Below are 25,183 nucleotides of genomic sequence, written 5' to 3'. Positions count from 1 at the left end.
CCAAATGCGATCTGAGGCACCACTTTTGAGCACCACCGTTTTTTTCGCCGTCATTGGCGCGGCCCTGCTTCATGCCGCGTGGAACGCGCTGGTCAAAGGCGGCGCCGATAAAACCCTCAGCATGGGTGCCGTCGTCATCGGTCACGTGCCACTCGCGATCCTTGCGCTGGGCTTCGTGCCAGCCCCCGCGCTTGAAAGCCTGCCTTATCTGATCTGCGGCATTGCCTTGCACTTCGGTTATCAGATGTTTCTACTACTCGCTTACCAGAACGGAGACCTGACGCAGGTTTACCCACTGGCCCGCGGATCCGCGCCGCTGATGGTGGCGCTCTTTTCCGTTGTTGTTCTTGGCGTCCACCTTGAAAACCTCGAACTCCTCGCCATCGCGATCATCGGCACGGGCATTATCAGCCTCGCCTTGGTTCGTCGCAGCGACGGCCTGCGCAATCCGAAAGCCGCGACCTTCGCGCTTATCACCGGGCTATTCATCGCCTCCTATTCGATCGTTGACGGGCAGGGCGCACGCGTCTCCGGGTCCTCGGTCGGCTTTTTTGCATGGCTTGCCATCGCCAATGGCCTGCTAATGGCCCTGTTTCTTGCCATCAGGCACCCGGAAACCCTGAAGGCCATCCCGAAGAAGGGGATTTTCATCCTTCTTGTCGGCGGGGGCGCGTCCTTCATCGCCTACGCCCTTGTCACATGGGCCTTCACCCAAGCGCCCATCGCCCTGGTCACCGCGTTGCGCGAAACCAGTATCGTTTTCGCCCTTCTGATCGGCGTGTTCTTCCTCAAAGAACGCCTCGACCTGCTCAAGGTCTTTTCAACAGCCATGACCCTGATCGGGGCGCTGCTGCTGCGATATGCACGCTGAAGATGTCGCAGATCGGTGTTCAGAAAAGGTTAAAAGCCCGCCAAGACACCGAACGGTCGCACCGACGTGATACCGACGTAGAACCGACGTCATACCGACCTATCATTTTGTTCGAAATCAGTGCATTAACCGCTGTTCGCTCTGCAAACACGCACAAGTCATGAAGGCGCGGCTATGAGCCTACAATTTTAAACAGATTTCCGCGCGCGAAGTGCTGCCGAGATCGTCCCGTCGTCCAGATAATCAAGCTCGCCTCCAATGGGCACTCCCTGCGCCAGCGACGTCACGCGCACCCCGCCTTCAAGTTGTTCGGCGATGTAATGCGCCGTCGTCTGCCCGTCCACGGTTGCGTTCAGCGCAAGGATAACTTCCTGAATTTCCTCGGATTTCACCCGGTCGACCAGTTTTGGAATCCGCAGTTCGTCCGGCCCTACGGCGTCCAGGGCACTTAGCGTTCCGCCCAGCACATGATATCGGCCCTTGAACACGCCCGAGCGTTCCATCGCCCAAAGATCGGCCACATCTTCGACCACGCACAACTCACCATTGCCACGCTTTTCGCTGCGGCAAATCTCGCAGATATCGGTTGTCCCGATATTTCCGCAATTCAGACATTCCCGAGCGGTATCAGCCACTTGGCGCATCGCATCTGCCAATGGACCCAATAAGATGCTTCGCTTTTTAATCAAAAAAAGCACGGCACGACGGGCAGACCGGGGCCCAAGGCCCGGCAATCGCGCCATCATGTCGATCAGCGCTTCCAGTTCTTTCGGTGCGTCCGACAGAGCCCCGTCCCTAGAACGGCAGCTTCATGTCGGCAGGCAATCCGAGGCCTTCCGTCATTTTCTGCATCTCTGCGGCGCTTTTCTCGGACGCCTTCGACTGCGCGTCCTTGATCGCTGCAAGTATCAGATCTTCCACGACTTCTTTCTCGTTTGGGTTGAAGATCGACGGGTCGATTTCCAGCGCCGTCAACTCGCCCTTTGCCGTGGCCGTTGCCTTAACCAATCCTGCACCACTTTCGCCTACAACGGTCATGCGGTTCAGTTCTTCCTGCATTTCCGCCATTTTCGTCTGCATGTCCTGTGCGGCTTTCATCATCTTGCCCATGTCGGCCAGACCGCCCAAACCCTTTAGCATCGCTTACTCCTATTCGTCCTCAAACGGATCCCATTCGTCCTCGACTTCGGCCAACGCCTCATGCGCGACCTCGCTCGATATTTCCTCCGGTGTCTTGATAACCCCAAGTTTTGCCTTGGGAAATGCCGCAAACACCGCGTTCACCAACGGGTTCTCACGGGCCTCTGCGGCCAATGCCTCCCGTTTCGCGTCACGCGTTTCCACAATCGTCGGCGCGCCGCCCTTCCTCACTACTGTTACGGCCCAACGCACGCCCGTCCAAGCCTGCAAGCGGCTTCCCAATCGTTGCGCAAGATCGCCGGCAGCGTTCGGGGCCGGTTCGAATTCAATCCGTCCGGGACGATAACTGACCAGCCGCACGCCTCCTTCGATTTCGACAAGCAGTTTCACATCGCGGTTCGTGCGCACCAGATCGACGACGTTCTGAAACGTCGGAAACCGCGCCAGAGCGCTTTCGGGAGCTACCGCCAAAGCCGCCTGCGCGCCGGACGACGAAACGCCCCCGCCGGACGACATCGACGCAGCGCGGTCAGCCACAGCGCTTGCACCTTGCGAGGCTCCGGCCGAAACACCGCCGCCGCCGCCGCCGCCGCCGCCGGTTGGGGCAGGGGGGACGGGCGTGTCTTTCAACTTGGCCACCAGATCGCCCGGCGTCGGCAGTTCCGCCACATGCGTCATACGGATGATCGCCATCTCGGCGGCCATCATAGCGTTTGGGGAGGCGGATACTTCTTCCAATGATTTCAATGACATTTGCCACATGCGTGCCAGCACCGGCATCGACAAACGGTCCGCCATTTCGCGCCCGCGTGACCGCTCATCAGGGCCGACCGTCGGGTCGTCGGCCGCCTCGGGCGTGATGCGAATGACGCTGATCCAATGGGTGATTTCTGCCAGATCGCGCAGCACGGCCATCGGGTCTGCGCCGTCTGCATATTGCGACGAGAGTTCGGTCAAGGCGCCCGCCGCGTCGCCGGACATGACCAGATCGAACAGGTCCAGAACCCGTCCGCGATCCGCAAGTCCAAGCATCGCACGCACTTGCTCGGCAGTCGTTTCACCGGCGCCATGGCTGATTGCCTGATCCAGCAACGACTGCGCATCCCGCGCCGAACCTTCCGCCGCCCGCGTGATCAGAGCCAGCGCGTCATCGGTGATTTCGGCACCTTCCAGCGTCGCGATCTTGCGCAGCAAGGCGATCATCACTTCAGGTTCGATCCGGCGCAGATCAAACCGCTGACAGCGCGACAGAACCGTCACCGGAACCTTGCGGATTTCCGTCGTCGCAAAGATGAATTTCACGTGCGCAGGCGGTTCCTCAAGCGTCTTCAGCAGCGCGTTGAACGCGCTGGTCGACAGCATGTGGACCTCGTCGATGATATAGATCTTGTAGCGCGCCGAGGCCGCACGATATGCAACGGAATCAATGATTTCGCGGATATCTCCCACGCCTGTCCGGCTGGCGGCATCCATTTCCAGAACGTCCACATGACGCCCTTGCGCGATGGAAACGCACTGGTCGCAGACCCCGCAGGGATCCGTCGTCGGCCCCCCGGTTCCATCGGGACCAACGCAGTTCATGCCCTTGGCGATGATCCGCGCGGTGGTGGTTTTCCCGGTGCCGCGGATGCCCGTCATGATAAAGGCCTGCGCGATCCTGTCCGCCGCAAACGCGTTCTTCAGGGTGCGCACCATCGCGTCCTGACCGACGAGGTCAGCAAAGGTTTCAGGCCGGTATTTCCGGGCCAGAACCTGATAGCCGCTGCTGGTGGTGTCGCTCATGAATGCCCCGGTTGGATTCGCACCGGGCGAGGTTAAACCGGCGCGCCCGAGGCGTCCACCAACTTGCCGCGAATCACGACGAGAGATAGCCCCAAATCTGATCCTTAAGATGCGCCCGTTGCTTGCGAAGTTCTGTTTCGGCCAATGTTTCCATCGGCTCCACATTCGTTTCGGCGCGGTGAATGGTACGGTTCACTTCGTGATAGCTGTCGAACAGTGTCGCGAAATGTGCATCCGACTGTTTCAGCTCGCTCATTTTGGCGATGTGCGCGGGAAATTCTTCGGCAAGTTCGTGTGGTGTGTGTGACATGTCTGGCGTCTCCTTATTGTGCTTTGTCCGACATTAACCAGTCCGGACTCACCGCGCTTTGACACGGGTCAACTCTTGCCAGCGCGTGTCGCTTTGGCCCATACCGGCCTTGCATCACGGAGGCTACTTCAAGTGACGTTCTTTCCACACAATCCGCGCAGGCGGTCGGAGTTCACCTTTGCCTGACTGGTCTGTCAGTGAACTGCGGTTGCGCAACGGCTGGATTGGGATCGCGCCCATTCCGGGGCGCACTGCGGATTATCTTGTGGATCTGGCCAAGCTGCTGCGTTGGGGTCCGACGCTTGTTCTGACGATGACAACCAAGCGCGAGATGATCCGAGTCGGCGCCGAGGATTTCGGCGCGGACCTTGCTGCGGCCGGGGTCAAATGGCGCTACCTTCCGATTGCCGACTTTGGCGCGCCTGATGACACGACCAACGCCCTATGGCCCGAAGCCTCGGAGCTTGCCCATGCCGAACTGGATGCGGGCGGCAAGGTTCTTGCCCATTGCTATGGTGGATGCGGTCGCTCGGGCATGGCTCTGATGCGTATGATGGTCGAAGCGGGCGAGGACGCCGACTCCGCACTGGCGCGTCTGCGCGATGCACGGCCCTGCGCCGTCGAGGCTGCGGAGCAACGCGCCTGGGCCGCCGTGCCGATGACCCAGCGCAAAGGTCGCGAGATATGAGCGGTCCATCTGATGGCCAAAGGTTGCTTTTGACCGTCCTGATCGCGGCATGGCTGATCGCTTTTGGTTACGCGTTTTTCACCTTCGCAAGCACGCTGCCGCAAGGCGATGGATTTGTGCGTGGCATGAACCGCGTGACCGGCTATCTCGGCTGGCAGGGGATCGCGGGCATGATCTCGATCGCGGTCTTTTCTGTTGGGCGCCGCTGGTCCAAAGGGACCGCCGTCCGCCGCATGTCGGTCGTACCGATCATGGTCGCCATCCTGCACATCGCTATAATCACCGGCATCATCGTCTGGGCGCGCGCTTCTGGTTAGTGATCCCGCTCGGACCGCTTCCTTGCCATCGCGCCTTTGACCATCTTCCCGAAACCCTTCTCGCGTGCCCGCGTCTGGGCCAGCGTTTCGGAATTATGCGTTTCCTCGGCTTTCAGCTTGCGCCACCGTCTGACGCGGTCCTCGTCCAGTACGCCCGACTTCAACGCCGCCGTGATAGCGCATCCCGGTTCGGTTTCATGCGCGCAATCCGAGAACCGACAGCCTTCCGCCAAATCCTCGATGTCTTCGAAAACCGCCGCGATCCCGTCCGAAACATCCGTCAAAGCCAGTGATCGCATTCCCGGCGTATCGATGATCCAGCCGCCCGCCTTGGTGCGCACCAAGGCGCGAGATGTGGTCGTGTGCCGCCCCTTCGCGTCGTCCTCGCGAATACCCTGTGTCGCGGCCTCGTCCCCGGTCAAAGCGTTGCGCAACGTTGTCTTGCCAACTCCGGACGAGCCGACCAAAGCCAGTGTTTCGCCATTCCGGCACCAGGCATTCAGCCGCTTGACGTCCTCGGGGTCGGTTGCGTCGATCGCGATGGCAGTCAGCAATGGCGACAACCGGTGCGCCTCTTTTTCAAAGCGATGCGGATCACTGTCCATGTCGGCTTTGGTCAGAATGACCAGCGGCAGACAGCCCGCATCCGCCGCGATCACCAGATAACGTTCAAGGCGGGCCAGATTGAAATCGGCATTGCAGGACGATACGATCCCAAGGGTTTCGACATTGGCCGCCAAAAGCTGCGGACGGGCGTCGTTTCCGGCACCGCCGCGTTTCAGAAGGGTTTTGCGCTCAAGAACTTCGACGACCTGACCGTCCGCCGCCAGAACCCAGTCGCCCGGCGCAAGTTGTCCGCTGGACTGAGCCGTAATCAGCGAGTGCTGTCCGTCCGGTGAAATCGCCTCGACCCGGTCGCGGTGCACCGATGAGATGCGCATGGGGTAGGTTCCGTCCGGGACGTCCTGACGGGAAAAGAAAGCCGACCAGCCGAGGTCAGCAAGTGTGTAATTTGTCATTAGAAGGGGCCCTTGCAAGCAATAGAAATCCGCACGCCGTACAGACGCGCCAGTCCATCGTCGGGCCGTCTCAGAACTTAAACGCCCTGGGCCCGGAGGCAGAATTGGGTATCCATGAATCCTCCGATCGCTTGTGTTGGGTGAGAGGCTGAACACGACCCAAGCGGGGCTCGTTGCGGCTGCTTCCTTCCGGATCTGACCGGGTTGGCGAGGCGCCTGCCCGCGCCAACCTCTCAAGGTCCGACTTAGTCGCGCAAACCGGGATTCGCAAGTGCGGTGACAAATTCGACCGATTTGGCGCGATATGCTACTTTTATGGCGTGATCTGCGAGTGACGTGGCGTGTTTGGCGCAATACATCTGCTCCAGAACGCACATTGGAGGCCGCAACATGGCACGCAAATATCAAACTGTCCTCGTCACCGGCGCGTCGTCGGGCATGGGAAAAGACTACGTCTTGAGGCTTTTGAAGGAAGGCATGACGGTCTACGCCGCGGCGCGTTCCGTCGACAAGATGGCCGATCTTGCAGAGGCCGGCGCAATTGTTCTGGCGATGGATATCAGCAAAGAAGCCGACATTCTGGCCGCGGTGGACAAGATCAAGGCGGGGCACGGCGGCGTGGACGTTCTGATCAATAACGCTGGCTTCGGCAAATACGGACCTGTCGAGGAGACGCCCATTGATGCCGCGCGCTATCAGTTCGAGGTCAATCTGTTTGGGCTTGCGCGCCTCACGCAGCTTCTGGTTCCTGCGATGCGTGAGCAAGGCAAGGGCCTGATCCTCAACGTTTCGTCCATGGGCGGGCAAATCTATACGCCGCTTGGTGCATGGTATCATGCAACGAAACATGCGGTCGAGGCATGGTCGGATTGTCTGCGTCTTGAGGTGGCTTCGTTCGGGATCGACGTAGTCATCCTGCAGCCGGGGATCATCAAGACGGGGTTCATAGACGGTCTGGCGCAGAACTTCGACGGCGACGACAACGGACCCTATGGTCAGATGATCGCGAATTCGAACAACGCAACGCACAAGGCCTATCAACGCGGCACCGGCTCGCCGGTATCGTTGGTGTCTGATACAGTGGTTCGCGTCATCCGCGCCGACAGGCCGAAAACGCGCTATGTCGTCGGTGAATCTGCGCGGCCACTGATGGTCCTTCACCGCGTCTTGCCGACACGCTGGTATGACGCCCTGATCCTCAGAGCTGTGCGGTGACCCGTCCTTTCGTTCTCGACATTGGTTGGGCGGCGCTGGCCGACCGGCTTGGCGTGCGGCCAGCCGATATTCTGCGTCACGCAGACCTTCCCGAGGACCTGTTTCGGCGGGAACGCCCCACGCTTGAGCACGAAGAATTCCTGCGACTATGGACTGTAATTTGCCAGGAAATGAAAAGTGAAACACCCGGCCTTGATCTGGGGCGTGCAATTTACCCCGATGTGTTCAGCCCGCCTCTTTTTGCCGCCTCATGCAGCCCGAACATGGTGGTCGCCACCGAACGTCTTCAACGTTTCAAACCACTGGTTGGTCCCCTGATCCTTGAGACGCACAACACACGCGGCGGGCTGGAATTGACGATCGATGCAGAAGGCGGGGTCCGGCTTCCTGACGATTATGTCGCGACCGAGCTTGTCTTTCTCGTCCACTTCGCCCGCACCGCTACGCGCCATGACATCCGCCCCATTGCGGTTGAAATGGTTCATCCGCCGACCCACCCGGCCTATGGGGACTACTTCAGGTGCCGTCTGCGTGAAGGGCCGTTTAATCGCGTCGTCTTCAGTCCTGCCGATGCCGAGCGCCCATTCCTGTCCGCCAATCCTGCGATGTTCTCGATGTTCGAACCCGCCCTGCAAACCCGGCTGGATACGCTTGAACGCGATGCGTCAATGGCCGACCGTGTTCGTGCAGCCCTGATGGAAGCCATGCCGGCGGGGCAGGCGGAGATTGGGAAGATCGCGAAAAAGCTCGGAGTCAGCACGCGTGGATTGCAACGCAAACTGACCCATCAGGGGACGAGTTTTCAAGCCGAACTGGCGAAACTACGTGAAAGGCTGGCGCAAGATTACTTGCTCAAAGCCAATCACTCCAATGCCGAAATCGCCTATCTTCTCGGATTCGAGGACCCCAACTCGTTCATCCGGGCTTTTACCACGTGGACCGGCAAAAGCCCCGAAGCCACGCGCAAGGCGCTGCGTCAGGTCGGCTGACGTTCTGCCCAGCCGGCGAAGATTTTCTCCAGCGCGACGACCACGTAATAAAGGACGATCCCGAGGAACGCCAAGGCGATCAGCACTGCGAACATCAGCGGATAGTCTGCGTTCGTCTTGCCGCTGTCGAACAGTGCGCCAAGACCACGACCGTGCGGGCTGACGATCTCCATCAGGTTCGTGCCGATGAAGGCCAGCGTGACCGCGACTTTCAACGCACCAAAGAATTCGGGCAGGGTCTTGGGCAGGGCAATCTTCCAAAAGATCGTCGCCTGACTGGCCCCGAGCGATCGCAGGATGTCGCGGTATTCAGGCTCGAGGGTCGACAGTCCGATCGACACCGAAACGGCAATCGGGAAGAACGAGATCATAAAGGCGATCAGCACCGTATTCATGTCGTGCGCGCCAACGAATAACAGCGCGACAATCGGCACCACGGTCGCTTTCGGGATTGCGTTGAACCCAACCAGAAGCGGGTAAAGCGCGTCCCGCATCGTGCGCGAAAAGCCCATAACCATGCCAAGCGCAACGCCAAAGACAATCGCCAGCAGCAAACCGACGACTGTTCTCCATAAGGTCTGCCAGCCCATGACCAGAAACAGGTTCCAGAACTTCGAGTAGGCCTCCGGCAGGTCCGACGGCGATGCCATGACGTAATTCGGCCAGTCGTTGACCCAGACGAGGGCCTCCCACACGCCAAGAAAGATCAGGATTGCGATGATCGGAACGGCAAGCTTGCGGACCATCACGCGGCCTCCCCTTCATCTGTCGCGCGCCCTTGGGCGATCTCGATCTGGTGACGCAAGATGTTCAGACGCTCGGCAGCTTCAGGTGTGTAAAGGTCATCCAGCGTGCGCGGCGCATCGGTGGGGATATCCATGACATATTGCGTCGTCGCGGGGCGACCAGACAGCACAAGCACCTGATCGGCCAGGAAAATCGACTCGCGCAGATCGTGTGTAATCAATACGCCAGTGAATGGTTCTTCGGCGCGCAAGGCATGCATGGTTTGCCACAGGTCTTCGCGCGTGAAAGCGTCAAGCGCGCCGAAGGGCTCGTCCAAAATCAGCACCTCGGGCTTGTGCACAAGCGAGCGGCACAAGGACGCCCGCTGGCGCATCCCGCCCGACAGTTCCGAAGGGCGTTTGTCCTCGAACCCTTCCAGACCGACCAGCGAAAGTAACTCGCGCGCGCGGTCCTCTTTTTGAGTGTTCGTCAGCTTGGTCGGCACGATTTCAAGCGGCAACATCACGTTCTTCAGGATTGATCGCCATTCCAGCAGCACCGGGTTCTGGAACGCCATACCAACCGTCGAACGCGGGCTCTTCACGCGCTCGCCATGCAGCCAGACCTCGCCCGTATCGGGCTTCATCAGGCCGGCGATAAGCCGCGTCAACGTTGACTTTCCGCACCCTGACGGGCCGACGACCGCAGCGAAACCGCCCTCTTTGACCGAAACGTTCAGATTGTTCAGCACCGGCAACGGACCGTCCGCCGTCTGGTAGGCGTGGGTCACGCCCTTGATGTCGATCAGCGCGTCAGTTGTCATGAAGGTCGTCCCGGCAAAGGTGGTGCGGCGCGGCCCGCCAAGGCCGCGCCGTGTGCTGTTTATTTCAGGGCGAAACCGCCACCGGGCAGATAAGCGTCCGTGAAATACAGGCTTGCATCGGGCGGAGTCTGAAACTCATAGGTTTCGGCCAACTGTTCCAAAGCCCGCGCCATGCGTGTCGGATCGACAAGCCCCATGCCGCTTGCCATGACCGCATCTGTCGCCACATTGGCCTCGATCGCAAGCTGAAGTCGGCGTGTTTCCAAAGCCGCATCTGCTGCCGGGTTACGCTCGATCAGCGAGGCCACGGCCCCTTCCGGATCAGCGATTGCATCGACCCAACCGTCGGCGACAGCCGCCAGAAACGCCTTCAGCGTGTCGGGGTTTGCGGTTGCCCAATCGGTGTTCGCGATGATCGCATTGCCGTAAAGCTCCAGCCCGTAGTCGGCCATCAGGATCGTCGAAATGTCGTCCTCCGGCACGCCGAGACGCACAAGGTTCAGATAGGAAGAGAACGAAAATCCGGTGACGGCGTCAACTTCGCCTTGCGCCAGCATCGGCTCGCGGGTCGGAAAGCCGACCGGTTCGATCGTAATCGCTGACACGTCCAGATCGTTCGCCGTGGCAAACGCCGGAAACTGCGCCCAGGCACCGTCCGGTGGCGGCGCGCCAAGCACTTTGCCTTCCAGGTCCTTGGGCACTTCAATGCCAAGGCTCTTGCGGCCAACGATTGCGAAAGGCGGTTTGTCGTAGACCATCATCACCGCGATGACGGGCGCACCAGGGTTCTGGTCGAGGAACTTGATAAGGCTGTTAATATCGGCAAATCCAACCGGAAAAGCGCCGGTCGCGACCTTCGGGATCGCATCCAGCGAGCCTTGACCGGCGGCCACTTCCACGGCGAGTCCGGCATCGGCGAAGTGGCCGTTGTCGATCGCGGCAAAGTATGGCGCGGCGGGGCCTTCAAATTTCCAATCGAGTGCAAAAGGCACATTTTCCTGAGCGGAGGCCAGCGTTGCGGCAAGAATGCCTGCACTGGCCAGAATGGCGCGGGTGAACATGGGCAGCATCCTCCTTGTTTGATGGTGTTTCCTGAAACCGAACACCTTGTCTCTTTCGCCAGTGGCGAAGGCCAGCCCCCTTTGCGGCGCTGTCCAACACTACACCTAGCATTGCCAGTTTTTTTAGCAATGACGAAGCAACTGCCCTGATAATGAGCAGACGGGAGCGACCAAAGTCGCTCCCGCCGCCTGTCAAGTCAGAGGTTCAGCCGGAACAGCGCGAACCCGTCAGCGCCGTCGCCCGCAGGCGTGACGTCCACGCTTTTCAGATCATCAACATAGTCCGCCGCCTTCGGACCTGTTTCGAACACGACCGACGTGTCTGCCAGCGGCGCGAAAGTCCAGTTGGCGTCCGCACTTGGCTGGATCGTGCCTTGCTCGACGATATACCGCACGATCACGTCGCGGTTCGTGTCGGGCGCTTCGAAAATTACCGTCGATCCATCGGCACCGGGGAAATCCCCGCCGCCGCTTGCCCGATAATTGTTGGTCGCGACGATGAATTCCATGTCGTCCGTCACGGGCTGACCGTTATAGGCAAGGTTCTTGATCCGGTTGGCGTCCGGATTCTCCAATTCGCCTTTGGGGCCGAATTTCGACGGTTGGCTGAGGTCGATCTGATAGGTCACGCCATCCATCACATCAAAGTTGTAGGACGGGAAAGACGGGTTCAGCAGCGGCGTATCGCTTGTACCCGGCGTGACCTGATTGAACATACCGGCCGAGCGTTCAAGCCAGTCGCGTACTTCGCCACCGGTGATGCGAACGGCGCGCACCGTATTGGGGTAAAGATACAAATCCGCGACGTTCTTGATGGCCACGTCCCCTGCCGGAACGTCCGTATAATACTCTGGGCCACCGCGCCCGCCCGCCTTGAAAGGCGCCGCCGCTGAAAGGATGGGAAGGCCCTCGTGTTCGGTGCCTTTCATCATTTCCTCAATGTACCACTTCTGCGCGATCGAAACGATCTGCACCGATGGGTCGTCGGCAACCAGAGCGAAATAGCTGTGCAACGGAGCCGCTGTCTTGCCCACGGCGCGGCGCACATAGGCCAGTGTTTCCATATGCGTTTCTTCGGTCGCGGCCAGAACATCGGCATCGCTTTCCACCAGGGCGGACACCGAGCGATCCTCGTTGCGCTTGGAAATCGGACGTGTTTCCACAGACGAATTCACCACCCGCCACTTGCCGGCGTCGCGCTCCAGCATCAGGTCTATGACCCCGAGGTGCGAGCCCCAGAACCCCCCCATGACCGCAGGTTTTCCATGGATCAGACCCTTTTCGGCGTCTACCGCCGCATAGTCCGCATAAGTCGGTGACGGAAAGACAAGGTGGCTGTGGCCGGTGGCCAAAGCGTCGATACCATCCACCGCCGCAAGCGGCACGCTGGCATTTTCCATAAGGTCGGTCTCGTCCGCGGATCCAATGCCCGAGTGACTGAGCGCGATAATGATGTCCGCGCCCTCTTCGCGCATCAGAGGGACATAAGCCCGCGCGGTTTCCAGAATGTCGCGCGCAGTCACATTGCCTTCCAGATGCTTGCGATCCCAGTTCATGATCTGTGGCGGCACAAAGCCGATCAGCCCGACCTTGATCGGATGCGTTTCTCCCGCTCCATCCGTCAGAGTGCGCTCCAGAATGACATAAGGCGGGATAAGCGTTGTATCCTTGGTGGGGTCGCTGCCTTCAGTCTTGACCACGTTCGATGACACTACTGGGAAATCCGCACCGGCCAGCGATTTCATGAGGAAATCCAGACCGTAGTTGAATTCATGGTTGCCCAGGGTCGAGGCATCAAAGCCCAGCGTGTTCATCGCGGCGATGATGGGGTGCATGTCACCCTCTTTCATTCCGCGCTCGTAGGCGATGTAGTCGCCCATCGGATTGCCCTGCAGGAAATCCCCGTTGTCGCACAAGAGCGAGTTCGTGGCTTCCGCCCGGATGTCGGCAATATGCGCCGCCGTGCGGGCAAGTCCGACCGTATCGACCGCGCGGTCGCCATAGTAATCATAAGGCCAGACGTGCACATGCAGGTCCGTTGTCTCCATGATCCGCAGATGCGCCTGACCGGCACTTGCGCGGGCTGAAAAGGGATGCAGCGCGATGATGGATGCGCCGGCTGTGGTGGATAAGAACATGCGCCGGCTCATGGCCGGTCCTTTGAGACGAGACATTTCAGGCTCCCTGTTTTTGAGGTTTTGTTTTTCGATGGGAGCATGAAAACGTCGTGACGCCAAATCTAATTTCAGAGTGTTCACGCTAATGCCCGGCAGAGTTTGCGCAAGCCGCTGTTTTGGGGGAGGGTTTCGGCGTTTGCCAATCGCCTGATCCCATGTCACATCGGCAGTCAACGCGAGGGACGTGACGATGAAAAACGCAGAATCAGTGACATTTGGCGGCTCTGGCCTGGACCGTGCGGCTCATCTGCGAGGGTCTGAGGATAAGTTGTCAGCCTTGTTGCAAAAAGAAGGTACGGGCGTCCTTGCGATCTGGCGCGGCAAGCCCTTGATGGACCTCAAGACGCGGGGCTTGCAATGGCTTGCCTCCGACCACCCGGTGTTTGCGGCCGCTGATGAAGGCCCGATCTGGTTGGGTCTTGATGACGGCATCGCACGATTTGCACGCGACATTTCCGGCTGGGATCCCGATCAGGTGCCGGACACCCTCGGCGCGTTTCACGACCCTTCCGAACAGCGCCACCCCGACCTGCCCGCGTCGCAGGCGTTCTGCGAGTTGCGCGCAAACATGACGGCCCTGACGCCGCGCGAAGCCGAAATGGTGACGATGGCCAAAGCCGTTCTCAGTTGGCACGAAATCCACGGATTCTGTGCGCGCTGCGGGGCAAAGAGCGTCATTTCCCAGGCCGGTTGGCAGCGGGATTGCCCATCTTGTAGCGCACACCACTTTCCGCGCACCGATCCGGTGGTGATCATGCTTATCCTACACGGGAATTCGGTTCTGATGGGGCGCTCACCCGGTTGGCCCGAAGGAATGTATTCGCTGCTTGCAGGCTTCGTCGAAGCGGGCGAGACGATCGAGGGCGCGGTGCGCCGTGAAACCTTCGAGGAGTCGGGCATCAAGGTGGGCGAGGTCAGCTATCTGTCGTCGCAACCCTGGCCTTTCCCGTCGTCCCTGATGTTCGGCTGCATGGGCGTTGCTTTGACGTCGGAGATCACCGTCGACCCGGACGAGCTGGAAGACGCGGTCTGGGTCACCCGCGAGGATATGGCATTGTCCCTCATTGTAGACAATCCGGCGATGAAACCGGCCCGCAAAGGCTCGATCGCTCGGTTCCTGATTGAGAACTGGCTTGCCGATACTCTGGATTAGGGCCAAGACTCGGCCATGAAGCTAGCAAGTCAGAAGATCGTCGAAGCCCCGATTGCGGATGTTTACGCCGCGATTATGGACTTCCGGTCCTTCGAGGACATGCTGGCCGAACGCGGCACCAGAATCGAACGGCGCGGAGCGACCCAACCACCCGAGCCCGGCGCGCAATGGGCCGCCAGTTTCAAGTGGCACGACCGTGCCTATGACGTCGAAGCCGAGCTTGTCTCGGTGGATCCGGGCTGCGGTTATGCGATCGACAGCCACGGCAACGGCATCACCTGCATGGCCGTCGTCGATCTTCAGGAAGCCTCAGTTTCGGAAACCAAACTGTTCATTTCTTTCGAATTCGGGGCAACGACCTTTGCATCAAAACTGCTTTTGCAAACGTTGCGCCTGACCGGTCACTCTTTGAACCGGCGTCTCGACCAACGTGTCGAAACCTTTGCCGCAAAGCTCGCCAGACGCGCCTAGCGCCCCAGCTTTGCGTGAACTTCGTCCAGATCGATCTGACCCTTCGGCATCTTGTTCGCCGGGTTCTCGAAGTCATATTTGAACAGCCGGAAATCCTTTTTGTAGATCTCGTACACAAGATGCATCGACAGATCGTCGAAGAAATCCTTGACCGGATGCGCCCGCTTTGGCCCATGTCCTGCGCTTTCGTTAAAGCGCGGTATTTCGGCCAGATTGATCGGATGCGGCAATTCGGTGCCGTCCAGAACCGATTGCATGCCCTCGTTGAACTGTTCGGTCCAGAAAATCCGGTCATATCGACCGCCGTTCAGAATGAACGTCGAGATGTGCCCCGATTGCGCCGACCAGTGAATATCCGGGTCCATGGGCTTGCGAAACCGGATGGTGTCGCGGGCAAACAGGAGAAACCGGCGGAACATTTCGATCTGATTAAAGTCGCCGTCCACGTTGATCCCGTACTTCTGAGATAGCTGCGGCAACAGGTTGCCCCGATAGCGCTGCCCGTTGCGTTGAATGCCCGCGATCTTGTCAAAGAACGACGACAAAATTCGTGTGTAAGGGTTTCGCACACAGGTAAACGCAAGGCTCTTGTGGTTGCGTACATTGTCCGAGATCAGCGGCTGGCTGTCCTCCATCGCCCATTTGTGCAGCCCTTCCCGCGCGTCGTGAATGTCGCCGTCGAAGAACTGCCCGTGATCCGTGTAGTACATGATCTGGCCAATCGTCGAACACGCGCATTTAGGAACAACGCGATAGACCATGCTCTCGCTGGTTGTCATCCACGTGCCGGGAAAGCCCATAATCTGCGTACCGTTTTCTTGGCGCCGCACCGAAATTGAGCGACTTTTTCTTACAGAACCAAAAATCCAAGGGTTCTTCAATGGGACGCCTTCGGATACACATCTGACGAAAGCAGGAAACCGGTGAGGACAGACACAAAGATGGCGACAGTTGCCTTTATCCTTTTGTGTCACAAAGACCGCGAGGCGATCACCGCTCAGGTTGAACGGCTGACGGCGGCGGGCGACAAGGTGGCGGTCCATTTCGATGCCCGCGCATCGCAGTCCGACTATGAGGCGTTGCGTTCCAACTTCGTTGGAAATCCCGACGTGGCGTTCGCCAAAACCCGCGTCAAATGCGGATGGGGCGAATGGAGCCTGGTGGCTGCCACCCTCATCGCCGTCCGCACCGCCTTTGAAGCTTTCCCGGAAGCGACCCATTTCTATTTGCTTTCGGGCGACTGCATGCCGATCAAAAGCGCGCAGTATGTGCATGAATATCTTGATGCGCGCGACGCTGATATCATTGAAAGCTTCGACTTTTTCGAGAGTGACTGGATCAAGACGGGTTTACGCGAAGAACGGCTGATCTATCGACATATCTTCAACGAGCGGACCCAGCCGAGGCGATACTACGCTGCGATCAAGCTGCAACAGGTCCTGGGTCTCAAGCGTGCAATTCCGGCCGATCTGCGCATGATGATCGGCTCGCAATGGTGGTGCCTTCGACGCCGGACCATCGAAAAGCTGCTTCAATTCGTCGATCAGAACAAAGGCATTGAGCGGTTCTTCCGAACCACATGGATCCCTGACGAGACGTTTTTTCAAACCCTCGTTCGCCACCTTGTGGCCGAGGTCGAGATTGACTGCCGCACGCCGACATTCCTGATGTTCTCCGACTATGGAATGCCGGTCACTTTCTATAACGACCATTTTGATTTGCTTCTGGCGCAGGATTACCTGTTTGCCCGCAAGATCAGCGCTGAGGCCGAAGAGCTCAAAGCCCGGCTGGGTGCTGTCTATGCCGAAGTGGATCGCAACTTCAGCGTTTCGGACGAGGGGCGGCGGCTTCATGGGTTTCTGACCGGGCGCGGTCGCATCGGCCAGCGGTTCGCGCCGCGCTTTTGGGAACGAGACGCCACCATCGGCCGCGAGCGCACGCTTATGCTTGTCACCTGCAAGAAGTGGCACGTCGCAAAACGCCTTCTGGACCGCGTGGGTATGGCAACCAACTTGCCTGCCATCGAGTTTCTTTTTGACGAGGGATCGACCCCCTTGCCCGATCTCGGCGGCATCGAAGCAACCCTTGATAAGCGTTCGCGCCATCGTCGCGCCATGGTGCGGATGCTTTTCGATTATTACGAAACCGACCGCATGATCCTCTGTCTGGATCCGTCGCGCCTGCATTTGCTGCGCGATTTCTTTTCCGACCGCTGCGAAACGCGCCTTCTGGAAATCGACTGCCAGTACGGAGACGATTATCTGCAAGGACACGCCCGCCGCGTCGGTCTAGCAAGCGAGATGACGACCGAAGCCAATTTCGCAGCACTTCTGCCCACATTACGCAACGATCTGACGCGCGAAATCGAAGCGATCCGTGATGAGAGATTTCCCGAGTTCTTTCGCATCAAAGAGACCGCCGCGCCCGAAGAAAACGCAGCACCTCTTGCCAAATTTTTGGGGATCGAGCACGAAAAGGCGCTCGACATTGCCCGCACCGATTACTTGTTTGCTGACTGAGGACCGCCATGACCTACGCTTACGACGACACAAACATCTTCGCGATGATCCTGCGCGGAGAAATTCCGAACTCGACCGTGGTGGAAACCGATCACAGTCTGGCTTTTCGCGATATTCATCCGCAGGCGCCGGTACATATCCTCCTTATTCCCAAAGGAAAATACGTCACGATCGACGATTTCGCCGCGAACGCGGGGCCGGAAGAAGCGGCCGACTTTTGGGCGACCTTCGCGTCCGTCATCGAAAGCGAAGGGCTGCGCGAGAAGGGGTTCCGCGTGATTTCCAACGCGGGAGAGCACGGTTTGCAAGAGGTTCCGCATTTCCACCTGCATATTCTCGGTGGTCACGCGATGGGGCCAATCCTGGCGCGCTAAGCCAGGCTAAAAGACCGCCTGTTCGCGCAAGTCCACGGTCTCGCGTCCTGCGACCACGTCGGCGTAAAAGTCGAAAAGGCGGTCCGATCCGAACTCTGGCGTCGCATCGGCGTCGTACGCTCCCTTGCTGGCATCAAAAAGCAGCATCGATTCCGTGGCATAGTAGCGACCGATGGCGGCAAGACCCGCTTTCACGCGCAGGCTCGGCGCGACGATACCTGCCAACCTCAATCCCCCGGCAATCACGTCCAGCATTGCAACCGGCACCTTGCGGAATTTCTCGGGCTGGCCGGTCAGCCGAAACATTTCACGCCCCATGTCAAATGGCGTCAGCGCAGGCCCCGGACCCCCAATCGGCAGAATGCGGTTCCGCCTGTCCGGCGCATCGATGCACCCTGCAATGAAAGCCCCCAAATCCCGGTCGCTGATCGGCTTGCACGCGGTAAGCCGACCATCTCCAAACACCAGATAGGGTTTCCCGGCCTTCACACGTGCAATCTGCCCCGACAGGGATTTGAAGAACGCCGTCGGCCGCACGATGCTCCAGTTCAGTCCCGAAGCCATGAGTTTTTCCTCAAACGCAAGCTTGGCGTGCTGAAACTCAAGCAGGGGCTTTTGTACGCATATCGCGGACAGCAAGATGAAATGCCCGACCCCTGCCGCCTTCGCCTGTTCCAGAACGCCGACATTCGCGTCATGATCGATTGCCCAGGCGTCGTCCGGCGCGCCGGTGCGCGAGGCGATGCAGGAGACGACTACATCAAAAGTCTCACCCGCAAAGCCATAGTCGCGCAACGAGGCCGCGTTGGTGACGCTGGCGAAATGCAAACGTGCGCCGACGGCCACCGGATCGTCGTTCTCAGGCCGCAGGATACAGGTCACATAATGCCCGGCCGCGATCAACGCCCTTGTCGCCGCGCGGCCTGCCGTCCCTGTTGCGCCTACGACCAGAACGCGTCTGGGCGTAAAATCTCGCGAAGGAAGCTGCGGGGTTTGCGTCATCAGGTGCGGTTCAGACCGTTAAGGTTGGTAAATTTACCGTCTCGTTCACTTTGCCGCACGACGGGCCTTGCTCGTCGGGGTGGCATGGATAAGATACCGCCCAAACCCCATAAGCGCGAGATTTTAATGTCCGACACTTCTCAGACACCCACGGGCAACCCGCCGGAAACTGAAACGGTTACCCAAACCCGAATCGCCTGCGATGGCGGCGAAGGCGCTTTGGGCCATCCGCGCGTCTGGCTGCAGATCGACCGCAAGAAGGGCTGGGTGGAATGCGGCTATTGCGACAAGCGTTTCGTGCTGGCTGACGACTAGCGCAGCGTATGGCCGCGCCATGCGGCAACCATCAGAAATACGCTTCCTGCCGCGAATGGCACAGTGATAAACCAGGCATAATAATTGCCGGGTGTATCGTAGTAGGCATAGTGGACATAAATGCCGCCCGCCGTTCCCAGCAGGGCAATGCAACCACCGTAAATGCCGATTCTCGTCAGAAAGGCGCTGCGCTTGACGGGCAGCCCTGTAAGACCCGCGACAGCGAAGGCCCCCAGTCCGACGGCTGTCGCCATAGGGTTGAAGTCGGCGAAAAAGAGTTGCGCAAACAGGTGTGTGCACCCGATGAAGGCAACCAGTATGCGGACCAGAATGCTGGCGACTAGGCCAAAATCTTTCATGTTGCGCCAGATTCCTTTGCTGTTTGTTTCTTGAAGCGACAAAGCGCGCCCAAGCAAGCCTGTTTCCGTCATGCATCGCCTTGACTTCCGCGTGTCTGAACGGAACTCTGCGCCATCGTTAAAAAAATGTCAGGGAGACATATCATGGCAGTTCGCCACTTACTCGTTGCAGCCTCGACGCTTGCGCTTGTTGCAAGCTCGGTATCGGCTGAGACACTGCGCTGGGCCCGTGCGGGCGATGCGCTGACGCTCGATCCGCACGCGCAGAACGAGGGTCCAACCCACACCGTACGTCACCAGATGTACGAACCGCTCATCATTCGCGACACATCCGGCGCTTTCGAGCCGGCGCTGGCAACAGACTGGGGTCCGTCCGCTGACGACCCGAACGTCTGGGTGTTCAACCTGCGTCAGGGCGTGAAATTCCACGACGGCGCCGATTTCACTGCCGAAGACGTGGTGTTCAGCTTCGAGCGCGCCAAACAGCCGAACTCGGACATGAAAGAACTCATCGGCTCGATCGTCGAAGTGCGCGCGGTTGATGACTATACCATCGAGATGGTCACCAGCGGTCCAAACCCGATCCTTCCATCCAACCTCACCAACCTGTTCATCATGGACAAAGGCTGGTCCGAGGCGAACAACACGGTCGACGTGCAGGACTTCGAAGGCGGTGAGCTGACTTACGCAACAACTAATGCCAACGGCACGGGCCCATACGTTCTGACAAGCCGTGAGCCTGACGTTCGCACTGTCATGACCCGCAACGAAAACTACTGGGGTCGTGATCAGTTCCCACTGGAAGTCTCCGAGATCATCTACACACCGATTCAAAACGCTGCGACTCGCGTTGCTGCGCTCTTGTCCGGTGAGATCGACTTCCTTCAGGACATGCCCGTTCAGGACCTTGAGCGCGTGAACAGCGTCGACGGTCTGGTGGTCAAGAAAGCCCCGCAGAACCGCGTGATTTTCTTTGGCATGAACCAGGGCGCGGACGATATCGAAGCCGACAACGTTGATGGCAAGAACCCACTGGCAGACGCCCGTGTGCGCAAAGCGATGTCGATGTCGATCAACCGCGACGCGATCCAGCAGGTAGTTATGCGTGACCAGTCGATCCCGGCTGGCATGATCGCACCGCCATTCGTGAACGGCTGGACAGCCGAGATGGACGCAGAAAGCTCAACGGATATCGAAGCTGCGAAGGCACTGATGGCCGAAGCCGGATACGGCGATGGCTTCTCGATCCGTCTGGACTGCCCGAACGACCGCTACATCAACGATGAAGCGATCTGTCAGGCGGCTGTTGGCATGATGGCGCAAATTGGTGTGACGGTGAACCTCGACGCCAAGCCAAAGGCTCAGCACTTCCCGCTCATCACGGACGGCAAGACCGACTTCTACATGCTGGGTTGGGGCGTTCCGACCTACGATTCCGAGTATATCTTTAACTTCCTCGTCCACGGACGTGAAAGCGATATCGGAACATGGAACGGCACGGGTTTTGACAACGATGAGCTTGATGCAAAGATCAAGTCGCTGGCGTCAAACACCGATCTTGCTGCACGCAACCAGGATATCGCCGATATCTGGCGTGTCGTTCAGGACGAGACCCTCTACATCCCGATCCACCACCAGGTTCTGAACTGGGGCATGGCTGACGGAGTAGGCATCGAAGTTGATCCAGAGGATCAGCCTAAGGTCAAATACTTCACAATGAACTAACGACTTTCGGGCAGGCGGGGCGACCTTCGCCTGCCCATTTCGACACAACTTTCACGGTAAGATCGATAAACTTGTGTCCTTTTTCGCATAATGCCCCATATCATTTGTCCAAGTTATGTCGGTGATGTCTGATCAAAGGCGTTGCGACAAACGGGAGCGATGACTTTGGGTGACCTGAAATGCGCGAAGGCCTGATCAATTCGGCACCAGCAAGATTTGATCTCGGCGATCTGGGTTTGCTCGATGGCGCAAGCGAACGTGAGTTCGAAGTCATCACCCGCACCGCAGGCGTTGTCCTGCAAAGCTCTGCAGCGCTATTCTGCCTTCTGGACGAGCCGCGCTCGTCGGTCTTCATCCGGTCCCGATATATTCCCCGCGGCAGCAGCCTGCTTCCCGATAAATACGCGCAGCATCACTCGATGTTTGCCCGCATTATCGAGCGCAACAAAGGCGTCAAGATCACCGATCTCGCGGAGGTCGCTGAATTTGGAGAAGCTTTCGAACCGTCGGTGCTTCCCTTCAAGAGCGCGCTGATCGAACCCGTTTACGGCCCGGCGATGGAACCTATCGGTTGTCTTGCGGTGTTGTCCAATGTCCCACGCAAATGGGCCGAGCTGGAGCGCATGGAACTGAGAGACCAGGCACACCTTCTGTCACGCTATGTGTTGTTGCGTGCGTCGCTTGAGACACTAAAGCGTCTGTCGCGAGAACGTGATGCGCTATCGAAGGCCCAGCGGTACCACAACTAGCCGCCTTCTCACGTTTCCTTGAGTCCACTGTCGCGCAGCCTAGCTTCAGGGTAGGACAGGTTGTCACACATAGCAGAAAGCTGCAGTTCTCGGGGAGACGAATAATGACACGACTACTTACAACAGCCGCGATTTTCGCTTTGGCGGCGGGACCCCTTTCGGCGGCAGAGTTCCGCTGGGCGGGGCAGACCGACCCTCAGACAATGGACCCGCACGCCGTAAGTTCAGCGCCCGTTCTGGGCTTCTTGAACAACGTTTACGACGGGCTCGTGCGCATGTCGAAGGACATGACGCTTGAACCATCGCTTGCCACCTCGTGGGAGCCGATCGGCGCAGGCGAAGGCTGGCGCTTTGCGCTGCGTGAAGGCGTCACGTTCCATGACGGAGCCGCTTTCGATGCCGAAGACGTCATGTTCTCCTACGAAAGGGCTTCAAGTGAAGTTGCCGACGTCCGCAGTTGGTTCGCCTCGGTCACCGAAGTGAAAGTCGTCGATGACTTCACCGTCGAGATTTACACCTCGGCGCCGAATCCACTTTTTCCGGCGTCCATCGCAAACTGGATGATGATAGACAAAGGCTGGTCCGAAGCCAACGACGCCGCGCGGCCCGACAAGGAATCCGGCAACTATGCGACGCTGAATGTCAACGGCACCGGTGCATTCCGGGTTGAAGATCGCCAGCCGGGACTGTCCACGACCTTGGTTCCAAACGAAAATTTTTGGGATGAGGTCGAGCATAATATCACGTCGGCGACCTTCACGCCGATCCAGAATTCCGCAACCGCCGTTGCGGCGCTTTTGTCGGGCGACGTCGATTTCGTCGAGCCGGTCCCGATCCAGGATGCGGCGCGTCTTGAAGCAAGCGACGGCATCAACATCATTCGCGGCATCGAAACCCGTGTCTTGATGCTGGGTTTTGCACATCAGGCGGATACGCTGAAGTATGGCAGAAGCGCCGGTGAGGCGAACCCGTTCAAAGACGTGCGTGTTCGCGAGGCAGTCGCAAAGGCGATCAACACAGATGCCATCCTGCAAACGATCTGGCGGGGCAACGCGCAGGCGGCCAGCCAGTTGGTGACACCGGCAATGAGCGGCTATTCGAAAGTGCACGACGCGCGTCCGGCGTTTGATGTCGAGGGTGCGCGGGCACTCTTGGCCGAAGCAGGTTATGCGGATGGGTTCGGCTTTGGTCTGAAGTGCCCGAACGACCGTTATCCCAATGACGAGTCGGTTTGTCAGGCGATCACGGCAATGCTGGCGCAGATCGGGATTGACGTTGAACTGGAAGCGATGCCGGTCTCGAACTATTGGCCTGAGCTTCGCGAAGACAACTTCGATATGTATCTTCTTGGCTGGTCGCCCGGCGGTTCGATGGACCACGAGCATCCGCTGCGGTTTCTGGCGTCCACTCCGAACGAGGAAAAGCGGCTGGGTTCGTGGAACTTCGGTGACTATTCCAACGCGCGCCTTGATGAGCTTTTGCCGATGATTCAAGCCGAGCTGGATCCGGCGGCGCGTCAGGCGATGATCGATGAGGTCGTCGGTTTGTATCAGTCCGAGCACGCCTATGTGCCACTGTACGTGCAGCCGCTTGTTTGGGGCACTCAGGACAATATCGAGATGACGCAGCGCCCGGACAACTTCTTTATCCTGCGGTGGGTCACAGTGAACTGATATCTTGCGCGCCTTCGGCGCGGATATTGGATATTTTCAAACAGAAGAAGGGGCCTTTCGGGGCCTCTTTTTTTGGACGCGGCGCGTTAACCTTAATGGCTATTAAGGTTAACGGCGTTTGGTGTCGGCGGGGTAAACTCCGAGAATCGTGATTTCGGAGGTGAAATAGTCAAGCTCGGCCATGGCAAGCTGGACGTTCTCGTCGTCGGGGTGGCCTTCGATGTCGGCGTAGAACTGAGTAGCCGAGAACGAGCCGTCGATCATGTAGCTTTCAAGCTTCGTCATGTTGACGCCGTTCGTGGCGAAACCGCCCATGGCTTTGTAGAGCGCTGCCGGGATATTGCGAACGCGGAACACGAAGGTGGTGATCATCGTGTCGCCGCGCCGCGTGAGGTCGGGTGTCTTCGACATCACCAGAAAGCGCGTCGTATTGTGGTCCTGGTCCTCGATGTGGCGGGCAAGCACGTCAAGGCCGTAGACCTCGGCGGCAAGTTCGGAAGCAAGGGCGGCCACCGACTTGTCGCCTGCTTCGGCCACATCGCGCGCGGCGCGTGCATTGTCGGGGCTTACAGCGCCAAGAACGTTGTTTTCCTTCAGCCAGCGCGCGCATTGCGGCAGCAACACAAGGTGGGAATAAGCTTTCTTGATGTCACTTACCTTGGCGCCCGGCACGCCGAGGACGTTGATGTGCACGCGTACAAAGGCTTCATCGACGATGTGCAGGCCACTGTCGGGCAAGAGGCGGTGAATGTCGGCAACCCGGCCGTAGGTGGTGTTTTCCACCGGCAGCATGGCAAGGTCCGCAGCCCCGGAAGTCACTGCCTCGATGACGTCTTCGAAGGTGCGGCAGGGCATCGGTTCATGGTCGGGACGGGTCTCGGCACAGGCCTGATGCGAGTAGGCGCCGGGCTCTCCCTGGAATGCAATTCGTCCGTTCATCTCGTGGTTTATCCGACCCGCTGTGACAAAAAGGCTTTTCGCCGCAGGTGTTATCGCTTGAAGCCCGGCATGGGAAGCGGATAGATAACCGCTAAACTATGAGGGAACTGGACGCGACATGTTCGACACGATGACTTTGACAAAAACGCTGGGGGGCCTCTGCGGCACGTTCCTCGTTTTCCTGCTGGGCGGCTTTGCGGCGGAATTCATTTATCATCCCAAGCATGGTGACGATCACCATCAGGCTTACACGATTGAAGTCGAGGGTGCGGGTGAGGCTGAAGAAGAAGTAGCGGAAGTTCCCTTCGCCGATGTTTACGCAGTGGCGGATGCGGGCGCTGGCGAGCGTTTGTGGCGACAGTGTCAGGCCTGTCACAAGCTGGAAACAGGCGCGAACGGCACGGGTCCGTATCTGGCGAATGTGGTCGGGCGCCCCAAGGGTGCGGCGGAAGGCTATGCCTATTCGACGGCCATGGCCAATTTCCCGGGCGAGTGGACGCCGGAAGCCCTGAACGAATTTCTGATTTCGCCAAGCGGCTATATCGAGGGCACCAAGATGAACTATCGCGGCATGCCTGACATCGAGGACCGTGCGAACCTGATCGCATATCTCGAAACCGCTGGCGGATAACCTTTTTATCACGATTTTGGTACTTTGGGGCCGGTCGCTGTTGCGTCCGGCCCTTTTGCTGCGCACGGTGTCTTCACCAAATATTCAGAGCCACGGCCTTGAACATTAGACAAATGAAAAACTAGCTTCATTTTACCAGTACAAGCCCGCTTTCG

General features: G+C 58.8%; 27 protein-coding genes and 1 other RNA gene. 14 read left to right on the top strand and 14 right to left on the bottom strand.

Annotation, left to right across the window (positions count from 1 at the left end):
- The first annotated feature begins 25 nt into the window (after positions 1 to 25).
- Positions 26 to 871 (top strand): EamA family transporter, encoded by an 846-nt coding sequence (locus tag BOA8489_RS05360; RefSeq protein ID WP_093973061.1) that lies wholly within the window; start codon positions 26 to 28, stop codon positions 869 to 871.
- A gap of 188 nt (positions 872 to 1,059) precedes the next feature.
- Here the strand turns inward: BOA8489_RS05360 and recR are convergent, their stop codons facing one another.
- The 4 genes from recR to BOA8489_RS05340 all read right to left on the bottom strand — a co-directional run bounded on the left by recR (position 1,060) and on the right by BOA8489_RS05340 (position 4,103).
- Positions 1,060 to 1,656, bottom strand: a complete 597-nt coding sequence (recR, locus tag BOA8489_RS05355) for a recombination mediator RecR (RefSeq protein WP_093972936.1) — start codon at positions 1,654 to 1,656, stop codon at positions 1,060 to 1,062.
- Between the two features lie 10 nt (positions 1,657 to 1,666).
- On the bottom strand, positions 1,667 to 2,011 hold the full coding sequence (locus tag BOA8489_RS05350; protein ID WP_093972935.1) for a YbaB/EbfC family nucleoid-associated protein: 345 nt from the start codon (positions 2,009 to 2,011) through the stop codon (positions 1,667 to 1,669).
- Positions 2,012 to 2,020: 9 nt separating this feature from the next.
- Positions 2,021 to 3,793: a DNA polymerase III subunit gamma/tau gene (locus tag BOA8489_RS05345; RefSeq protein ID WP_093972934.1), complete on the bottom strand. Its 1,773-nt coding sequence runs from the start codon at positions 3,791 to 3,793 to the stop codon at positions 2,021 to 2,023.
- Positions 3,794 to 3,866: 73 nt separating this feature from the next.
- On the bottom strand, positions 3,867 to 4,103 hold the full coding sequence (locus tag BOA8489_RS05340; protein WP_093972933.1) for an HP1242/YdcH family protein: 237 nt from the start codon (positions 4,101 to 4,103) through the stop codon (positions 3,867 to 3,869).
- 178 nt (positions 4,104 to 4,281) lie between these two features.
- Here BOA8489_RS05340 and BOA8489_RS05335 point away from each other — a divergent pair, with 178 nt between their 5' ends.
- Positions 4,282 to 4,791, top strand: coding sequence for a protein-tyrosine phosphatase family protein (locus tag BOA8489_RS05335; RefSeq protein ID WP_093972932.1), 510 nt, complete (start codon positions 4,282 to 4,284; stop codon positions 4,789 to 4,791).
- Positions 4,788 to 5,108, top strand: a complete 321-nt coding sequence (locus BOA8489_RS05330) for a hypothetical protein (RefSeq protein ID WP_093972931.1) — start codon at positions 4,788 to 4,790, stop codon at positions 5,106 to 5,108. Before BOA8489_RS05335 ends, BOA8489_RS05330 begins: the two co-directional genes overlap by 4 nt.
- Here the strand turns inward: BOA8489_RS05330 and rsgA are convergent.
- Both rsgA and ffs read right to left on the bottom strand, forming a co-directional pair.
- A complete protein-coding gene (gene rsgA / locus BOA8489_RS05325; RefSeq protein WP_093972930.1) occupies positions 5,105 to 6,127 on the bottom strand; it encodes a ribosome small subunit-dependent GTPase A in 1,023 nt (340 codons plus the stop codon). The genes BOA8489_RS05330 and rsgA overlap by 4 nt on opposite strands.
- A 138-nt stretch (positions 6,128 to 6,265) precedes the next feature.
- Positions 6,266 to 6,363, bottom strand: an RNA gene (gene ffs, locus BOA8489_RS05320) — signal recognition particle sRNA small type.
- A gap of 154 nt (positions 6,364 to 6,517) precedes the next feature.
- Between ffs and BOA8489_RS05315 the strand changes: the two genes are divergently transcribed.
- Positions 6,518 to 7,342 carry an oxidoreductase gene (locus tag BOA8489_RS05315; protein ID WP_093972929.1) on the top strand — a complete coding sequence of 275 codons (825 nt, stop codon included), beginning with the start codon at positions 6,518 to 6,520 and terminating at the stop codon, positions 7,340 to 7,342.
- Complete coding sequence (locus tag BOA8489_RS05310) at positions 7,339 to 8,331, top strand: AraC family transcriptional regulator (RefSeq protein WP_093972928.1); 993 nt, start codon at positions 7,339 to 7,341, stop codon at positions 8,329 to 8,331. Before BOA8489_RS05315 ends, BOA8489_RS05310 begins: the two co-directional genes overlap by 4 nt.
- Here BOA8489_RS05310 and BOA8489_RS05305 read toward each other — a convergent pair.
- The 4 genes from BOA8489_RS05305 to BOA8489_RS05290 form a co-directional block, all read right to left on the bottom strand.
- Complete coding sequence (locus BOA8489_RS05305; protein ID WP_093972927.1) at positions 8,319 to 9,077, bottom strand: ABC transporter permease; 759 nt, start codon at positions 9,075 to 9,077, stop codon at positions 8,319 to 8,321. The two genes, BOA8489_RS05310 and BOA8489_RS05305, sit on opposite strands and share 13 nt — an antisense overlap.
- A complete protein-coding gene (locus BOA8489_RS05300) occupies positions 9,077 to 9,880 on the bottom strand; it encodes an ABC transporter ATP-binding protein (protein WP_093972926.1) in 804 nt (267 codons plus the stop codon). The genes BOA8489_RS05305 and BOA8489_RS05300 overlap by 1 nt, the downstream gene beginning before the upstream one ends.
- Before the next feature lie 59 nt (positions 9,881 to 9,939).
- A complete protein-coding gene (locus BOA8489_RS05295; RefSeq protein ID WP_093973060.1) occupies positions 9,940 to 10,941 on the bottom strand; it encodes an ABC transporter substrate-binding protein in 1,002 nt (333 codons plus the stop codon).
- 197 nt (positions 10,942 to 11,138) lie between these two features.
- Complete coding sequence (locus tag BOA8489_RS05290) at positions 11,139 to 13,115, bottom strand: bifunctional 2',3'-cyclic-nucleotide 2'-phosphodiesterase/3'-nucleotidase (RefSeq protein WP_176440214.1); 1,977 nt, start codon at positions 13,113 to 13,115, stop codon at positions 11,139 to 11,141.
- 193 nt (positions 13,116 to 13,308) lie between these two features.
- On the opposite strand from BOA8489_RS05290, the gene nudC reads away from it, so the two are divergent.
- Entirely contained in the window at positions 13,309 to 14,271 is a 963-nt protein-coding gene (gene nudC / locus BOA8489_RS05285; protein WP_093972924.1) for an NAD(+) diphosphatase, read from the top strand.
- A gap of 15 nt (positions 14,272 to 14,286) precedes the next feature.
- Complete coding sequence (locus tag BOA8489_RS05280) at positions 14,287 to 14,742, top strand: SRPBCC family protein (protein ID WP_093972923.1); 456 nt, start codon at positions 14,287 to 14,289, stop codon at positions 14,740 to 14,742.
- Here BOA8489_RS05280 and BOA8489_RS05275 read toward each other — a convergent pair.
- On the bottom strand, positions 14,739 to 15,542 hold the full coding sequence (locus BOA8489_RS05275) for a sulfotransferase family protein (protein WP_093972922.1): 804 nt from the start codon (positions 15,540 to 15,542) through the stop codon (positions 14,739 to 14,741). The two genes, BOA8489_RS05280 and BOA8489_RS05275, sit on opposite strands and share 4 nt — an antisense overlap.
- 141 nt (positions 15,543 to 15,683) lie before the next feature.
- Between BOA8489_RS05275 and BOA8489_RS05270 the strand changes: the two genes are divergently transcribed.
- Together BOA8489_RS05270 and BOA8489_RS05265 are read left to right on the top strand one after the other, a co-directional pair.
- Positions 15,684 to 17,261 carry a DUF5928 domain-containing protein gene (locus tag BOA8489_RS05270; protein WP_093972921.1) on the top strand — a complete coding sequence of 526 codons (1,578 nt, stop codon included), beginning with the start codon at positions 15,684 to 15,686 and terminating at the stop codon, positions 17,259 to 17,261.
- Between the two features lie 8 nt (positions 17,262 to 17,269).
- Complete coding sequence (locus BOA8489_RS05265; RefSeq protein WP_093972920.1) at positions 17,270 to 17,635, top strand: HIT domain-containing protein; 366 nt, start codon at positions 17,270 to 17,272, stop codon at positions 17,633 to 17,635.
- Positions 17,636 to 17,641: 6 nt separating this feature from the next.
- Here BOA8489_RS05265 and BOA8489_RS05260 read toward each other — a convergent pair whose 3' ends face one another.
- Positions 17,642 to 18,637, bottom strand: a complete 996-nt coding sequence (locus BOA8489_RS05260; RefSeq protein ID WP_093972919.1) for an NAD(P)H-binding protein — start codon at positions 18,635 to 18,637, stop codon at positions 17,642 to 17,644.
- Positions 18,638 to 18,763: 126 nt separating this feature from the next.
- On the opposite strand from BOA8489_RS05260, the gene BOA8489_RS05255 reads away from it, so the two are divergent.
- Positions 18,764 to 18,952 carry a zinc-finger domain-containing protein gene (locus BOA8489_RS05255; protein ID WP_093972918.1) on the top strand — a complete coding sequence of 63 codons (189 nt, stop codon included), beginning with the start codon at positions 18,764 to 18,766 and terminating at the stop codon, positions 18,950 to 18,952.
- On the opposite strand, the gene BOA8489_RS05250 is transcribed toward BOA8489_RS05255, so the two are convergent.
- Positions 18,949 to 19,311, bottom strand: coding sequence for a hypothetical protein (locus BOA8489_RS05250; RefSeq protein ID WP_141138242.1), 363 nt, complete (start codon positions 19,309 to 19,311; stop codon positions 18,949 to 18,951). The genes BOA8489_RS05255 and BOA8489_RS05250 overlap by 4 nt on opposite strands.
- A gap of 144 nt (positions 19,312 to 19,455) precedes the next feature.
- On the opposite strand from BOA8489_RS05250, the gene BOA8489_RS05245 reads away from it, so the two are divergent.
- From BOA8489_RS05245 to BOA8489_RS05235, 3 genes are all read left to right on the top strand, one after another.
- Positions 19,456 to 21,036, top strand: coding sequence for an ABC transporter substrate-binding protein (locus tag BOA8489_RS05245; protein ID WP_093972916.1), 1,581 nt, complete (start codon positions 19,456 to 19,458; stop codon positions 21,034 to 21,036).
- Positions 21,037 to 21,215: 179 nt separating this feature from the next.
- A complete protein-coding gene (locus BOA8489_RS05240; protein ID WP_093972915.1) occupies positions 21,216 to 21,785 on the top strand; it encodes a hypothetical protein in 570 nt (189 codons plus the stop codon).
- Positions 21,786 to 21,889: 104 nt separating this feature from the next.
- Complete coding sequence (locus BOA8489_RS05235; protein WP_093972914.1) at positions 21,890 to 23,458, top strand: ABC transporter substrate-binding protein; 1,569 nt, start codon at positions 21,890 to 21,892, stop codon at positions 23,456 to 23,458.
- A gap of 108 nt (positions 23,459 to 23,566) precedes the next feature.
- Here BOA8489_RS05235 and BOA8489_RS05230 read toward each other — a convergent pair whose 3' ends face one another.
- Positions 23,567 to 24,397, bottom strand: a complete 831-nt coding sequence (locus tag BOA8489_RS05230) for a prephenate dehydratase (protein WP_093972913.1) — start codon at positions 24,395 to 24,397, stop codon at positions 23,567 to 23,569.
- A 118-nt stretch (positions 24,398 to 24,515) separates the two neighbouring features.
- On the opposite strand from BOA8489_RS05230, the gene BOA8489_RS05225 reads away from it, so the two are divergent.
- Positions 24,516 to 25,028 (top strand): c-type cytochrome, encoded by a 513-nt coding sequence (locus BOA8489_RS05225; RefSeq protein WP_093972912.1) that lies wholly within the window; start codon positions 24,516 to 24,518, stop codon positions 25,026 to 25,028.
- Positions 25,029 to 25,183 lie beyond the last annotated feature (155 nt).

This window comes from Boseongicola aestuarii (assembly GCF_900184815.1).
In the GTDB taxonomy this organism is placed as follows: domain Bacteria; phylum Pseudomonadota; class Alphaproteobacteria; order Rhodobacterales; family Rhodobacteraceae; genus Boseongicola; species Boseongicola aestuarii.
The sequence above is the reverse complement of the archived record's forward strand: the minus strand, read 5'-3'. Positions and strand labels throughout refer to the sequence as shown.